The sequence below is a fragment of the Stakelama flava genome, assembly GCF_019351405.1.
Taxonomy (GTDB): Bacteria; Pseudomonadota; Alphaproteobacteria; order Sphingomonadales; family Sphingomonadaceae; genus Sphingomonas; species Sphingomonas flava_A.
Window position 1 is genome coordinate 148,235 of sequence record NZ_JAHWZX010000002.1, and the last position, 11,726, is coordinate 159,960.

Annotated in this window: 16 protein-coding genes; 6 read left to right on the forward strand and 10 right to left on the reverse strand. The window is 62.2% G+C overall.

Translation table 11 applies throughout. The features are described from left to right. Positions 1-9: 9 nt before the first annotated feature. From KY084_RS02850 to petA, 4 genes are read right to left on the reverse strand one after another with little or no spacing between them, the layout of a single operon-like run. Positions 10-558, reverse strand: a complete 549-nt coding sequence (locus KY084_RS02850; protein ID WP_246586823.1) for an adenine phosphoribosyltransferase — start codon at positions 556-558, stop codon at positions 10-12. Continuing rightward, positions 555-1,427: a cytochrome c1 gene (locus tag KY084_RS02855; protein ID WP_246586824.1), complete on the reverse strand. Its 873-nt coding sequence runs from the start codon at positions 1,425-1,427 to the stop codon at positions 555-557. The genes KY084_RS02850 and KY084_RS02855 overlap by 4 nt, the downstream gene beginning before the upstream one ends. A gap of 17 nt (positions 1,428-1,444) precedes the next feature. After that, a complete protein-coding gene (locus KY084_RS02860) occupies positions 1,445-2,749 on the reverse strand; it encodes a cytochrome b (protein WP_219236922.1) in 1,305 nt (434 codons plus the stop codon). A gap of 11 nt (positions 2,750-2,760) precedes the next feature. Continuing rightward, on the reverse strand, positions 2,761-3,345 hold the full coding sequence (gene petA, locus KY084_RS02865) for a ubiquinol-cytochrome c reductase iron-sulfur subunit (RefSeq protein ID WP_219236923.1): 585 nt from the start codon (positions 3,343-3,345) through the stop codon (positions 2,761-2,763). Between the two features lie 178 nt (positions 3,346-3,523). On the opposite strand from petA, the gene KY084_RS02870 reads away from it, so the two are divergent. Genes KY084_RS02870 through KY084_RS02880 form a run of 3 tightly spaced genes read left to right on the forward strand, consistent with a single transcriptional unit; the run spans position 3,524 to position 5,421 of the window. After that, on the forward strand, positions 3,524-3,976 hold the full coding sequence (locus tag KY084_RS02870) for a tRNA (cytidine(34)-2'-O)-methyltransferase (protein ID WP_219236924.1): 453 nt from the start codon (positions 3,524-3,526) through the stop codon (positions 3,974-3,976). A 2-nt stretch (positions 3,977-3,978) separates the two neighbouring features. Further along, entirely contained in the window at positions 3,979-4,815 is an 837-nt protein-coding gene (gene hemF, locus KY084_RS02875; protein ID WP_219237095.1) for an oxygen-dependent coproporphyrinogen oxidase, read from the forward strand. Between the two features lie 6 nt (positions 4,816-4,821). Further along, complete coding sequence (locus tag KY084_RS02880) at positions 4,822-5,421, forward strand: GNAT family N-acetyltransferase (RefSeq protein WP_219236925.1); 600 nt, start codon at positions 4,822-4,824, stop codon at positions 5,419-5,421. Here the strand turns inward: KY084_RS02880 and KY084_RS02885 are convergent. Next, the gene (locus tag KY084_RS02885) at positions 5,385-6,116 is read right to left on the reverse strand and encodes a hypothetical protein (protein WP_219236926.1); all 732 of its coding nucleotides are present in this window, start codon (positions 6,114-6,116) and stop codon (positions 5,385-5,387) included. The two genes, KY084_RS02880 and KY084_RS02885, sit on opposite strands and share 37 nt — an antisense overlap. Next, complete coding sequence (locus tag KY084_RS02890) at positions 6,113-6,949, reverse strand: hypothetical protein (protein WP_219236927.1); 837 nt, start codon at positions 6,947-6,949, stop codon at positions 6,113-6,115. Before KY084_RS02890 ends, KY084_RS02885 begins: the two co-directional genes overlap by 4 nt. Positions 6,950-7,004: 55 nt before the next feature. On the opposite strand from KY084_RS02890, the gene lipB reads away from it, so the two are divergent. The 3 genes from lipB (at position 7,005) to KY084_RS02905 (ending at position 8,892) form a co-directional block, all read left to right on the forward strand. Beyond that, the gene (lipB, locus tag KY084_RS02895; RefSeq protein ID WP_219236928.1) at positions 7,005-7,706 is read left to right on the forward strand and encodes a lipoyl(octanoyl) transferase LipB; all 702 of its coding nucleotides are present in this window, start codon (positions 7,005-7,007) and stop codon (positions 7,704-7,706) included. An 84-nt stretch (positions 7,707-7,790) separates the two neighbouring features. Continuing rightward, positions 7,791-8,039, forward strand: a complete 249-nt coding sequence (locus KY084_RS02900; protein WP_219236929.1) for a hypothetical protein — start codon at positions 7,791-7,793, stop codon at positions 8,037-8,039. A gap of 163 nt (positions 8,040-8,202) precedes the next feature. Then, positions 8,203-8,892 (forward strand): hypothetical protein, encoded by a 690-nt coding sequence (locus tag KY084_RS02905; protein WP_343227940.1) that lies wholly within the window; start codon positions 8,203-8,205, stop codon positions 8,890-8,892. Here KY084_RS02905 and queE read toward each other — a convergent pair. The 4 genes from queE to hslO form a co-directional block, all read right to left on the reverse strand. After that, on the reverse strand, positions 8,884-9,519 hold the full coding sequence (gene queE, locus KY084_RS02910; RefSeq protein ID WP_219236930.1) for a 7-carboxy-7-deazaguanine synthase: 636 nt from the start codon (positions 9,517-9,519) through the stop codon (positions 8,884-8,886). The genes KY084_RS02905 and queE overlap by 9 nt on opposite strands. Then, entirely contained in the window at positions 9,516-10,205 is a 690-nt protein-coding gene (queC, locus tag KY084_RS02915; protein WP_219236931.1) for a 7-cyano-7-deazaguanine synthase QueC, read from the reverse strand. Before queC ends, queE begins: the two co-directional genes overlap by 4 nt. A gap of 78 nt (positions 10,206-10,283) precedes the next feature. Further along, positions 10,284-10,694 (reverse strand): hypothetical protein, encoded by a 411-nt coding sequence (locus tag KY084_RS02920; protein WP_219236932.1) that lies wholly within the window; start codon positions 10,692-10,694, stop codon positions 10,284-10,286. Positions 10,695-10,761: 67 nt separating this feature from the next. Further along, entirely contained in the window at positions 10,762-11,691 is a 930-nt protein-coding gene (gene hslO, locus KY084_RS02925; RefSeq protein WP_219236933.1) for an Hsp33 family molecular chaperone HslO, read from the reverse strand. Positions 11,692-11,726 lie beyond the last annotated feature (35 nt).

Genomic DNA, 11,726 nt, shown 5'->3' on the forward strand with positions numbered 1-11,726 from the left:
CGCGGGGGATCAATCGCCTTCGAACGCGACCAGCGAAGAGACGCGGATGCTTTCCGCACGCAGCGCATCGGCGCCACCGAGATCGGGAAGGTCGATGACGAACGCGGCCTGTTCGACAATCGCACCCGCCTTGCGCAGCAGGCGAACCGCAGCGCGCGCCGTGCCGCCCGTCGCGATCAGATCGTCGACCAGCAGCACCTTCGCCCCCGGTGCGCAGGCATCGGCATGGATCGTAATCCGGTCGGATCCGTATTCCAGCGTATAATCCTCTGCAATCGTTGCTCCGGGCAGTTTGCCGTCCTTGCGGATCAACAGCACCCCCGCCCCCAGTGCGAGAGCAAGCGCGGGTGCGAAGACGAAACCGCGCGCCTCTATCCCCGCCACAAGGTCGATTTCGCCCTCTACCGTTTCCAGCAGTCGTTCGACCGACAAGGCAAGGCCCTGCGGGTCGAGCAGCAGCGTCGTGATATCGCGAAACTGAATGCCCGGCTTCGGGAAGTCCGGAATGGTGCGGATGCGCCGACGGATATCCTCATTGGCGCGATCAAGTACGGTCAATGTTTTATCCCACGCCAGACATTGCGATACGCACCGAACGTCAGGCCGATGAAGATCAGGAGGAAGAGAACCACGCCGACGCCCGTCGCATGCCGTTTCGTCAGGTTCGGTTCGGCCGCCCACATCAGGAAGGCGGAGACATCCTTTGCCATCTGGTTGATCGTCGGCCGCGTGCCGTCCTGATACTGAACCTGACCTTCCTGGGTCAGCGGCGGCGGCATGGCGATGTTCAGGTTCGCGAAATAGGGATTGAAATGAAGCCCTGTCGGCACGCTGAAGTCGGGAAATTCCTTCATCAGCGCCTTGCCGTCATGGGTATAGGTTTTGGGATCGGTATAGCCGACCAGCAGCGAATGGATATAGGCGGGGCCGCCCTCGCGCGCCTTGGCCATCAGCGACAGGTCGGGCGGGATCGCGTTGTTGTTCGCCGCGCGCGCCGCGACGTCGTTGGCAAAGGGCAGCGGGAAACGATCGGCGGGAACGTTCGGCCGCGTGGCGGCTTCGCCGGTATCCTTGTTCACGCCGGGCTGTTCGATCTGCCAGTCGGCAGCGATCGCCTTTACCTGGGCTTCGGAATAGCCGATCTTCTGAAGATCGCGGAACGCCACCTGCTTGAGCGAATGGCAGGCGGAGCACACCTCCTTGTACACCTGAAATCCGCGCTGAACCTGACGCAGGTCATAGGTGCCGAACGGACCGTCCGATTGCAGGTGCAGCGCCATGGGTTCGAGGTGGAAGACCTCCTCCGCCGTTTCTTCGGGCGGATTGCTTATCAGTTCGGAAGCTGTGCCCCACAATGCGAGCAGGAGGACGAACGCGAAGGCCGCGCCGATGATGTAGTTGAGATATCGCAGGATCAGCGAGACCATGATGTTTCTGCCCCTCCCTATTCGGCCGGTGCGACGTGGCCGTCGACCGCCGTTTCTTTCATGCGCGCGCCGCTTTTTCCCTGCAGCACCGCCTCGGTGATCGAATTGGGCAGCGGGCGCGTGCGCTCCAGCGACGAAACGATCGGAATGATGATCAGGAAGTGCACGAAATAATAGGCTGCCGTCACCTGCCCCAACAGCAGATAGGCCGGCGTCGCTTCCGAACCGCCGACATAGCCGAGCAGCAGCACGTCGACGATCAACACCCAGGAAAATATGCGGTACACCGGGCGATAATTGGCCGAACGAACCGGCGAGCGATCGAGCCAGGGCAGGAAGAACAACAACAGGATCGAACCGAACATCGCCAGCACACCCCACAGCTTCGCCGGCAGGATGAAGTCCGCCGTGAACGACCGCAGAATCGCGTAGAACGGCCAGAAATACCATTCGGGCACGATATGCGCGGGCGTGGAGAGCGGGTTGGCTTCGATATAATTGTCGGGATGGCCCAGATAGTTGGGCGCGAAGAAGACCAGCAGCGCGAAGACCAGCAGGAACACGCCGACGCCGACGCCGTCCTTCGCCGTGTAATAGGGATGGAAGGGAACCGTATCCTGTTCGCCCTTCACCTCAACGCCAGTGGGGTTGTTCGATCCGGGGATATGCAGCGCCCAGATATGCAGGATGATGACGCCCGCAATCACGAAGGGCAGCAGATAGTGCAGCGAGAAGAAGCGGTTGAGCGCCGCCTGATCGGGGGCATAGCCACCCAGCAGCCAGATGCGGATATTTTCGCCGACGACCGGAATGGCGGAGAAGAATCCGGTGATGACCTGAGCGCCCCAGAAACTCATCTGACCCCAGGGAAGCACATAGCCCATGAACGCGGTCGCCATCATGAGCAGGAAGATCACCACGCCCAAAAGCCAGACCATTTCGCGCGGCGGCTTGTACGAACCGTAATACAGCCCGCGAAAGATGTGGATATAGACAACGATGAAGAACATCGACGCGCCCGTCGCATGGCAATAGCGCAGCAGCCAGCCGGCATTGATGTCGCGCATGATATGTTCGACCGAACCGAAAGCGGTCGCCGCATTGGGCGCGTAATGCATCGCCAGCACGATGCCGGTGACGATCTGAATGGCGAGCGCCGCGCCCGCAAGCACGCCGAAATTCCAGAAATAATTAAGATTGCGCGGCACCGGATAGCCCGCCCCGATGGCGTTATACACCAGTCGCGGCAGCGGCAGGCGCTGGTCCACCCACTGCATAGCGGGATGTTTGGGTTTATATTCTTCTGCCCACGGAAAGCTCATCCTCTACCCCCTCAACCGACCTTTACGTGCGTATCCGATGTGAATTCATATTCGGGAACGAACAGGTTTCTGGGCGCCGGCCCCTGACGGATTCGCGCTGCGGTATCATAGGCCGATCCATGGCACGGGCAGAAATAGCCGCCGAACGGCCCCCTGTTCTCCCCCTCGCCCGCGCCCAGCGGGACGCAGCCCAGATGGGTGCATACGCCAAGCGTGATCAGCCAGTTCTTGTGCCCCGTTTTCGTGCGCTGTTCCAGCGTTTCGGGATCACGAAGTTTGGAAAGCGGCACCGCCTCCGCCTCGGCAATTTCCTGCGGCGTCAGGTTGCGCACGAACAGCGGCTGTTTGCGAAAGCTGGTTTTTATCGCCTGCCCGGCCTCGATCGAGGAAAGGTCAACTTCCGTCGTGGAAAGCGCGAGCACGTCCGCGGAAGGATTCATCTGGTTGATCAGCGGCAGCGCGACGACGCCAGCGCCGATCCCGGCGAAAGAAACCGCGGCGATCGAAAGAAAATCGCGGCGGCGTACATCCGATGCATCGCCATCCTTTGCAAGAAGCGGGTCGGGATTTTCTACCGTTTCATCGACCGATGCCATTCAAAGTCCCTTGCGGTTCGTTCTTTGCGCGAGCACTGGCCCGCGACCAGAATAGCTGGAATTAACACGGACATGCCCCCCAGCCGGCCATCATCGTGATAAACGGGCGGCGGACAATTTGCCAATAGCGATTTGCGTAACTTGCATCCCATGTTGTTGTGATAGTAATGCCGCCGCGATGCGGATTGCCCTGTTCGAGCCCGATATTGCGGGTAATGTCGGAACGATAATCCGGCTTTCGGCCTGTTTTGAAATTGCTCTCGATCTTATCGAACCGATGGGTTTCGCCTATTCGGATCGCGCGCTTGCCCGCGCCGGAATGGACTATGTCGATGCCGCGCGGGTTTCGCGCCACGCCGACTGGGCGGCCTTTCGCGCCGCCACCGCCGGGCAGCGGCTGGTGCTGTTCACCACCGGCGCAACGACGCCGCTTGCCCGTGCGCGCTTCGAACCCGACGATATCCTGCTGTTCGGTTCGGAAAGCGTTGGCGTGCCCGACCATGTCCGCGATACCGCCGATCTGCGCGTGCGCATTCCGATCGCTTCGTCCATGCGCAGCTTGAATGTCGCGATCGCAACGGGCATCGGCCTTGCCGAAGCGTTGCGACAAACAGGAGGATGGCCGGCGTGAAGATGCTGGATGACGAGCAGCAGGCGGCACGCGACTGGTTTGAGACGCTGCGCGATTCGATCTGTGCGGAATTCGTGAAAATCGAGCGCGAGGCGGAATCGGACGCCGGTTTCACCTATACCGGCTGGCAGCGTGAGGACCCGTCCGGCGAACCGGGCGGCGGCGGCGTTCGCGGCGTGATGAAGGGCAAGATATTCGAAAAGGTGGGGGTGAACGTCTCCACGGTGGGCGGCACGTTCGAAGGCGAATTCGCCAAGTCGATCCATGGCGCGCAGGACGATCCCGGTTTCTTTGCCACCGGCATCAGCCTGGTCGCGCATATGGCCAATCCGCATGTCCCGGCCGTGCATATGAACACCCGGTTCCTGGTGACGACGAAGCGCTGGTTCGGCGGCGGGGCCGACCTTAATCCGCCAATCCCCTATCGCGAGGATACGGATGAGTTTCACGCGCAGCTTAAGGCGGCGTGCGACGCGCACGACCCCGATCACTATCCGCGGTTCAAGGCATGGGCCGACGATTATTTCTATATCCCGCATCGCAAGGTGCATCGCGGCGTCGGCGGAATTTTCTACGATCACCTCGAAGGCGATTTTGCCGATAATTTCGCGTTTACGCAGGATATCGGCCGCGCTTTTCTGGACATTTTCCCGGCGCTTGTGCGGCGACGAATGACCATGCCGTTCGACGATGCAGACAAGGCGCGCCAGCTCGAATGGCGCGGGCGCTATGCCGAATTCAACCTTGTCTATGATCGCGGCACCGCGTTCGGGTTGAAGACCGGCGGCAATGTCGACGCCATCCTGATGAGCCTGCCGCCGCTGGCGAGCTGGGACTGAGGCGCTATGGCGCTTCACCCCGTGCTGCCGGGCGAGGTTGCGACCATCGTCACCACGCTGGAAATGCGCGAGCGGCCCATGCCCCGCCCGATTCCCGATTCACCGCTGCGGCTGGTGCGCTGGCCCGCGCCGCGCCTCGATGCCTATCGCACGCTGTTTCGCCGCATGGGCGCGCCCTGGCTGTGGTTTTCGCGGCTGGTGATGGGCGATGAAGACCTGGCGGCGGTTCTGGAAGATGCGGACGTCGAGATATTCGCGGTCGCGGATCGGCAGGGAATCGAGGTCGGGATGCTCGAACTCGATTTCCGGCAGGCGGGCAATTGCGAACTTTCCTTCGTCGCGCTGATCCCCGAACTGACCGGTCAGGGGCACGGCCGCTGGCTGATGGCGAATGCCTTGTCGCTCGGCTGGCGAAGCGGGGTGGAGCGGCTGTGGGTGCATACCTGCACGCTCGATCATCCACGCGCGCTTGGTTTTTACCGGGCAAGCGGCTTCGTGCCGTTCAAACGGACGATTGAAACTTTCGCCGATCCGCGTCTGTCGGGGCATCTGCCGCGCGATGCGGCGCCTCATATCCCCCTGATCGGGGCGCCCAGCCGGCGATAGCTTGCCACGCGCAATAGAATTTCCGCGATCGTCCCGAACATGCTGACCGCCGCCGCAGCAGCATACAGCACTGCGGTGACGAGCGATCCGTCCCCGGCCAGCGCGCGCAGATCGCCGATGACCAACACCAGCGCGTTCGCGCCGAACAGGATGCCGATCCCGGCAAAGGCGAGCGTCCAGCCATTGCCGCGGGTCAGCGCGAAACTACGCGTGATCGCTTCCACCGGATTGTTGACATTTTCGGCGATCAGCACCGGCCCGGTGACGAAACTGCGTCCGTAAAAATAGACGCCCGGCACGATCAACAAAATCAGTCCGATGAAGAAACCGAACTGCACCGCCAGCATCGCGAGAAACAGGAAAAAGGCGCGCGGCAGGGCAATCCGCAGCGTCTGCCCCACCGTCGCGTCGGGACGCAGCAGCAGGCGGTAGAGCGCTGCGGTGCCGATCGCGCCGATGGCGAGCGTAATGAGATAGACCGGAATGGCGGAAACCAGCACATCGATCATCGCCGCCTGCGCCGCCGCTGGATCGGCCGCCGCATCGACCTGCACCTGCGCGGGTTCGGGAGAGAGCAGCGCGCCGGCAAAGGGCGGCAGGAACAGGAAGGGCGGCGCAATCCGCAGGATCAGGTCGCGGCGCGCGCGCCACAGCGCACCGGCATCGGCAAAAATCGCGGCAATATCCATTTTCATGCAGGGACGGCCGCGTTCAGTTCGGCGGGATCGGCCAGCGCCACGTACAGCTTCGCCAGAAACGCCGCCTGCAATACGGTGAAGATCATGATGACAAGCCCCACTCCGATCGCGGTCAGCACGGTGGCGACGTTGATCACGCCGTCACCGCCAAAGATGAGCAACAGCACCGAGCCGAGAACCGTTTTCGCCGCAAGCTGCGCCACGATGACGATGACGGCATAGAGCAGGATCAGCCCGACCATGGCGGCGGTGCGCCCGCGCGTAAGCCGCCAGGAACGCCGGATCGCGCCGATTCCGCGCCGTTCGGCAACGATCACCGGCGTAATCAGTACCAGCCGCGCGAACGCGATCACCAATATGACGATCAGCACGATCGCGTACAGCACGATCGCCGCCATCGCGGCAGGCGATGGTTTGGCATTGCCCGACGCAAGGGTCCACGCCCCCGCTCCGTCGGGCGCAAGAACAAGGTAGATTGGTAGCAGGAGCACGAGCAGCGCGAGAAGGAGAAGCAAGCCTGTACCGATGATTGCCGGCATGCGGCGTGCGCCGGTTCGCGCGGCCGACCGGCCGATTGTCGGATCGATCGCCAGCGCCATGATCGCGGCCTGCCCCCATATGCTGAGCAGCGTGAAGATGAGGGTCAGTATCGCCAGCACCACCTGAAGCGCCTGCCCCGAATCCGCATGCAGCGGCTGCACCGCCTGGCTGATCGTCGTGGGCACGAAAATCGCCGCAATCGCGATAGGCAGCACCACCGTGACATTGTCGCTCAAAAATTCGGCGGTCCGTTGCCAGACGCTTTCCATCTTGACCATCGCTTGGCGCATCCTCAACTTGCTGCGACACCTTTTCCCGCTCTAGCCAAGCCCCCAGCGATTGCCAATGCCGGCCCCTGCCCCCCCGATAGACGACACCGCCCCAATCGACCAACACGTCCAATGGGACGTCACCCCCGGTTTCACCGACTATGAAACGGCGGTGGAGGAGATGGAGGCGCGCGCCGCCGCGATCCGTGCGGGGGAAGCGAAGGAGCGCATATGGCTGGTCGAACATGCACCGCTTTACACCGCTGGCACCAGCGCCGATCCGACCGAACTGCTCGATCCGCGCTTTCCGGTGCACAATACCGGCCGCGGCGGGCGTTTCACCTATCACGGGCCGGGACAGCGGGTGGGCTATCTGATGCTCGACCTTGCCGCGCGCGGACGCGATGTGCGCCATTTCGTCCATAGCCTGGAAAACTGGATCATCGCCGCGCTGGCGCAATTCGACATCGCGGCGCGCGCCGAACCGGGGCGGGTCGGCATCTGGACCGGCACGGGCGCGAACGAAGCAAAGATCGGGGCGATCGGCATTCGCGTTCGCCGCTGGGTCACGCTGCACGGCTTTGCAGTGAACGTGGCCCCCGACCTGTCGCATTTTGGCGGGATCGTGCCGTGCGGACTGGGCGAATATCCGGTCACCAGCATGGCCGCACTGGGCAAAACAGCATCGATCGAGGATTTCGATACCGCACTGCACGCATGTTTTCCCGCGTTTTTACAGTCACTTGACCAAGAGACGAAAACGGCTCTTGAGGGCTGATGGGTTAGCGTTTAATGTCTAGCGCGGTTTGGGTATTATAACGGCTGCATCAGCCGCGGACCACTATTTTCTAGGGAGCTTTAAATGCGTGCAATCATCTCCAAGGTCGTGACGGGTTCGATGGTCGCCGGAGCGGCGCTGATGGTTTCGGCCTGTGGCGGTTCCGACGAAACAACCGTCGACAACACCGTAATCACCGACATGAACTCGACCGACCCCATGATGGACGGCACCATGAGCGACAACATGTCGATGGTCGACGGCACGATGGGCAACGACGCGATGCTCATGAACGACACCATGGGCAACGACATGATGGGCAACGACATGTAATCCTGCCCCGCTTTCGGGCAAAAATCGACGGGCCGTCCGGGAAACCGGGCGGCCCTTTCGATTCCGGAATGATTCCAATGCGAAAACATCGTTAAAAAGCGCTTGGGAGCGGCCGCGAAATTTCCTATTCGAACCGATAACGATCTCCCGCATGGGGCAGAGGATGAATATGCGCGTACTTCGTATCTTAGCGGTGGCCGTTGCCGCCATCACCGCCCTGGGGGCAACGCCCGCATCGGCGCAATTCTTCCTCAAGCCCGTCGATCTTTCCGGACCGCGGGTGACCGGGGCGGAACCGGGTATGGTGGGGCAGATCCTGCCACAGGCGACACAGGCGGAACTCGACGCCGCGCTGGTCTGGAACCTGCGGGCCGCGCTGAACGTCGCGGCGCTGCAATGCAATTTCGAACCGACGCTGCTGACGCTCGATTATTACAATTCGATGCTGAAGGATCATGACGAGGAACTGGACCGGGCGTACAAAACGCTTGGCGACTATTTTATTCGCACCAGCGAGAACAAGAAGAAGGGGATTACCGCGTTCGACCAGTATGGAACGCGCATCTATTCGGGTTTCTCCACCGTGGGCGGCCAGTTGAGCTTTTGCCAGACGGCGGCCGATATCGGGCGGCAGGTGCTGTTTTCGCCGCGCGGATCGCTCGACAAAATCGCGCATGACCGCATGTACGAACTTCGCCGCAGCCTGCTAGCCTGGGGAGATCAGGCCTATCGCGGCTATTTCGCGCTCGCCCTTCCGCGCCTTCCGAATTTCAACGAGGATTGCTGGGATGACGGCGAATATCGCAGTCGGCGATGCGGCGATTTCTTCGCCAGTACCGGCAAATCAGGGTAATCCCAGCATCTTGTGAGTCTGGAGCGTCAGCCGCCAGCGCGGGCGCTCCATGGCAAAGGCGATCGCGCTTGTAAGATTTTCCTCACGCGCATCGCTGTCCATCGGCTGTACCAGGAAATTGGCGAAATCCCATGCTTCGAGCGCGGCGATGTCCATCCCATCCTGCGGCCATACCAGCTTCAATTCATCGCCGCGACGCTGAACGACTTCGCTGCCCGCCTTGGGGCTGATGCATATCCAGTCGATGCCGGGATGCGCGGCAATCGTTCCGTTGGATTCGATTGCGATCGTAAAGCCCTGAGCATGCAGCGCGTCTACCGCCCCATCATCGACCTGTAGCATTGGCTCACCGCCGGTAAGCACCGCAAAGCGTTCCTCGCGCGGCGCATCGCCCCAAATCCTTGCCGCTGTTTCAGCCAGCGCCGCACCATCGGGGAAGCGACCGCCGCCGGGTCCATCCATACCGACGAAATCGGTATCGCAGAAACGGCAGATCGCGCTTGTCCTATCCTGCTCGCGCCCCGACCACAGATTGCAGCCGGCAAAGCGGATGAACACCGCGCGCCGGCCGGCATGAATGCCCTCCCCCTGCAGGGTGAGGAACATTTCCTTTACCGCATAGCTCACGGAGTTGCGGCGTAGCGGGTTGGGTCGGCTATGCCCGCTTCCTGAAATCCCTTCGCGCGCAGGCGGCAACTGTCGCACAGTCCGCAATGCAGCCCACCGGGGGCCGGGTCGTAGCAGGACCAGCTAAGCCCCATGTCGAGGCCCAGCCGAGCGCCCTCGCGCACGATATCGGCCTTGGTCATGTGCTGAAGCGGGGCGTGGATGCGGAACCGCTCGCCCTCGCTCCCTGCCTTGGTGGCGAGTTCGGCAAGTTGTTCGAACCCGGCGATGAATTCGGGGCGGCAATCGGGATAGCCTGAATAATCAAACGCATTGACCCCGATGAACAGGTCGCGTCCGCCCATCGCCTCCGCCCAGCCGAGCGCGAGGCTGAGAAAGATGGTGTTGCGCGCAGGCACATAGGTGACGGGAATGTCTTCGCCCACACCGTCCTTTGGCACGTCGATATCGTCGGTAAGCGCCGAACCGCCGAACCCGCGCAGGTCGAGCGGAAGGATGATGTGCCGCTCCGCGCCCAGATCGGCAGCGATGCGCTTTGCCGCTTCGAGTTCGACCTGATGGCGCTGATTGTAATCGACCGACAGCGCGAGGAGGCGATAGCCCTCCTCCTTCGCGCGGGCGGCGGCGGTCATCGAATCAAGGCCGCCCGAAAGCAGCGCAACGGCATAGCGCGGTTGGTCAGTCATGCCGTCCCGCTAAAAGCGAAACGCGCCGACCGCAATGGCAAGAGCGCGCAAAGACGATGGCCGCCGCGGGATATTCGCTTACCTCGCGCGGCATGTCCCGACCTTCCGCGCATCGACAAGTGTCTTGAACGGCAGGCCGTCCCACATGCCCTGCGTGTCGATCTCCACCCGCCGCGGCGTTTCAAGGCGAAGCGTCGTGCGCCCGTGCCCGTCGCCGGGGCAGGTGTAGTGAACGGTCCCAGTGCGAGGCTGATTATCGATTACAAAGCGCGAACATTGCGCGCCGGGATGCACCACCTGAATCAGCGAAACCTTGTCGGGAAGGCACACCGTTCGATGGAATCCATCGGGCTTGCCCTGTTCGGTCAGCTGCCATTTTCCCGCCTCCAGCGCATCGATAACCGCCAGGCCGGATTTTGGCGTTCCCGCCGCCGCCATCAGCGGCAACAGCGCGGCGATCGACAGGCGCGACCATAATCGGATGCTCATCGATGATACTCCCAAGGCGACAAGCCGGACCGTCGCGATTCCACCGGCAAGCGCGGACGGTGCCCGCTCATGCTTTCAATTCTTCCAGCGCGACCGGGAAGGTTTTTGCGCAAAAGGCGCAGTCGACGCCGATAACGCCATTGTCGTCGGCCATCTCAACGCGTTCGGATTCGGGGAATTTGGCCAGTACCTGACCGATATAATCGGCATCGCAGCGGCAACCGCGACTGAGCGCAACCGCGCTGAGCGTGCGCACCTCTCGCTCTTCGTTATACAGACGCCAGACCAGCGTTTCCATCGGAAGCGAAGGATCGGCCAGTTCGTCGGCCCCCATCGTCGTACCCAGCGCCTCGACATGCTCCCATTCGGGATGGTCGAGCCGGGTATGAATCCGCTCGCGCCCCTCCTCGCCCTCGGGCAGATGCTGAAGGAACATCCCCGCAGCCACCATATGCCCTGCGTCATCGCGCCCGGCGTTCAGGCGGACCAGGCTGGGAATCTGCTCCGATTGCAGGAAATAATTCTGCGCCGCTTCGGAAAGCGTCGCCCCGTCGAGCGGGACGATGCCCTGATACCGCTCGCCGGTCGCCGCCTGATCGAAGGTGATACCCAGAAAGCCGTTGCCGAACAGCGCGAACAGGCTGGGTTCGTCCGGCCCCTCGCCCAGCTTTTCGGCATCGAACTGCACATAACCGCGAAGTTCGCCGCCCTTGTAATCGCACACCATCAGATCGACGATGCCGTTCTGGGTCTGCGCCTGCAGGGTAAGCTGGCCGCCGACATCCTTCAGCGTGGAGCCGAGCAGCGCGGTAAGCGCCAGCGCCTCGCCCAGCAGCCGTTCGATGACCGGCGGATAGGCGTGTGCGGACAATATTTCATCGACCACGGGGCCAAGACGCGCGATCCGGCCGCGCGCATGCTTGTCGGGAAGTGTGAAACCGATCGCGCGATCGATGTCGGGGGTAGGGGTTTCGCTGGTCACAACAATCCTCGTCATCCCCGCGACCGGGCAGGGACTGGTGATTACAATAC

Coding starts and splice junctions, on each gene's coding strand:
- KY084_RS02855 (WP_246586824.1), bottom strand. CDS start 1,427: ATGGTCTCGCTGATCCTGCGATATCTCAACTACATCATCGGCGCGGCC.
- KY084_RS02860 (WP_219236922.1), bottom strand. CDS start 2,749: ATGAGCTTTCCGTGGGCAGAAGAATATAAACCCAAACATCCCGCTATG.
- petA (WP_219236923.1), bottom strand. CDS start 3,345: ATGGCATCGGTCGATGAAACGGTAGAAAATCCCGACCCGCTTCTTGCA.
- KY084_RS02870 (WP_219236924.1), top strand. CDS start 3,524: ATGCGGATTGCCCTGTTCGAGCCCGATATTGCGGGTAATGTCGGAACG.
- hemF (WP_219237095.1), top strand. CDS start 3,979: ATGCTGGATGACGAGCAGCAGGCGGCACGCGACTGGTTTGAGACGCTG.
- KY084_RS02880 (WP_219236925.1), top strand. CDS start 4,822: ATGGCGCTTCACCCCGTGCTGCCGGGCGAGGTTGCGACCATCGTCACC.
- KY084_RS02885 (WP_219236926.1), bottom strand. CDS start 6,116: ATGAAAATGGATATTGCCGCGATTTTTGCCGATGCCGGTGCGCTGTGG.
- KY084_RS02890 (WP_219236927.1), bottom strand. CDS start 6,949: ATGCGCCAAGCGATGGTCAAGATGGAAAGCGTCTGGCAACGGACCGCC.
- lipB (WP_219236928.1), top strand. CDS start 7,005: ATGCCGGCCCCTGCCCCCCCGATAGACGACACCGCCCCAATCGACCAA.
- KY084_RS02900 (WP_219236929.1), top strand. CDS start 7,791: ATGCGTGCAATCATCTCCAAGGTCGTGACGGGTTCGATGGTCGCCGGA.
- KY084_RS02905 (WP_343227940.1), top strand. CDS start 8,203: ATGAATATGCGCGTACTTCGTATCTTAGCGGTGGCCGTTGCCGCCATC.
- queC (WP_219236931.1), bottom strand. CDS start 10,205: ATGACTGACCAACCGCGCTATGCCGTTGCGCTGCTTTCGGGCGGCCTT.
- KY084_RS02920 (WP_219236932.1), bottom strand. CDS start 10,694: ATGAGCATCCGATTATGGTCGCGCCTGTCGATCGCCGCGCTGTTGCCG.
- hslO (WP_219236933.1), bottom strand. CDS start 11,691: ATGACGAGGATTGTTGTGACCAGCGAAACCCCTACCCCCGACATCGAT.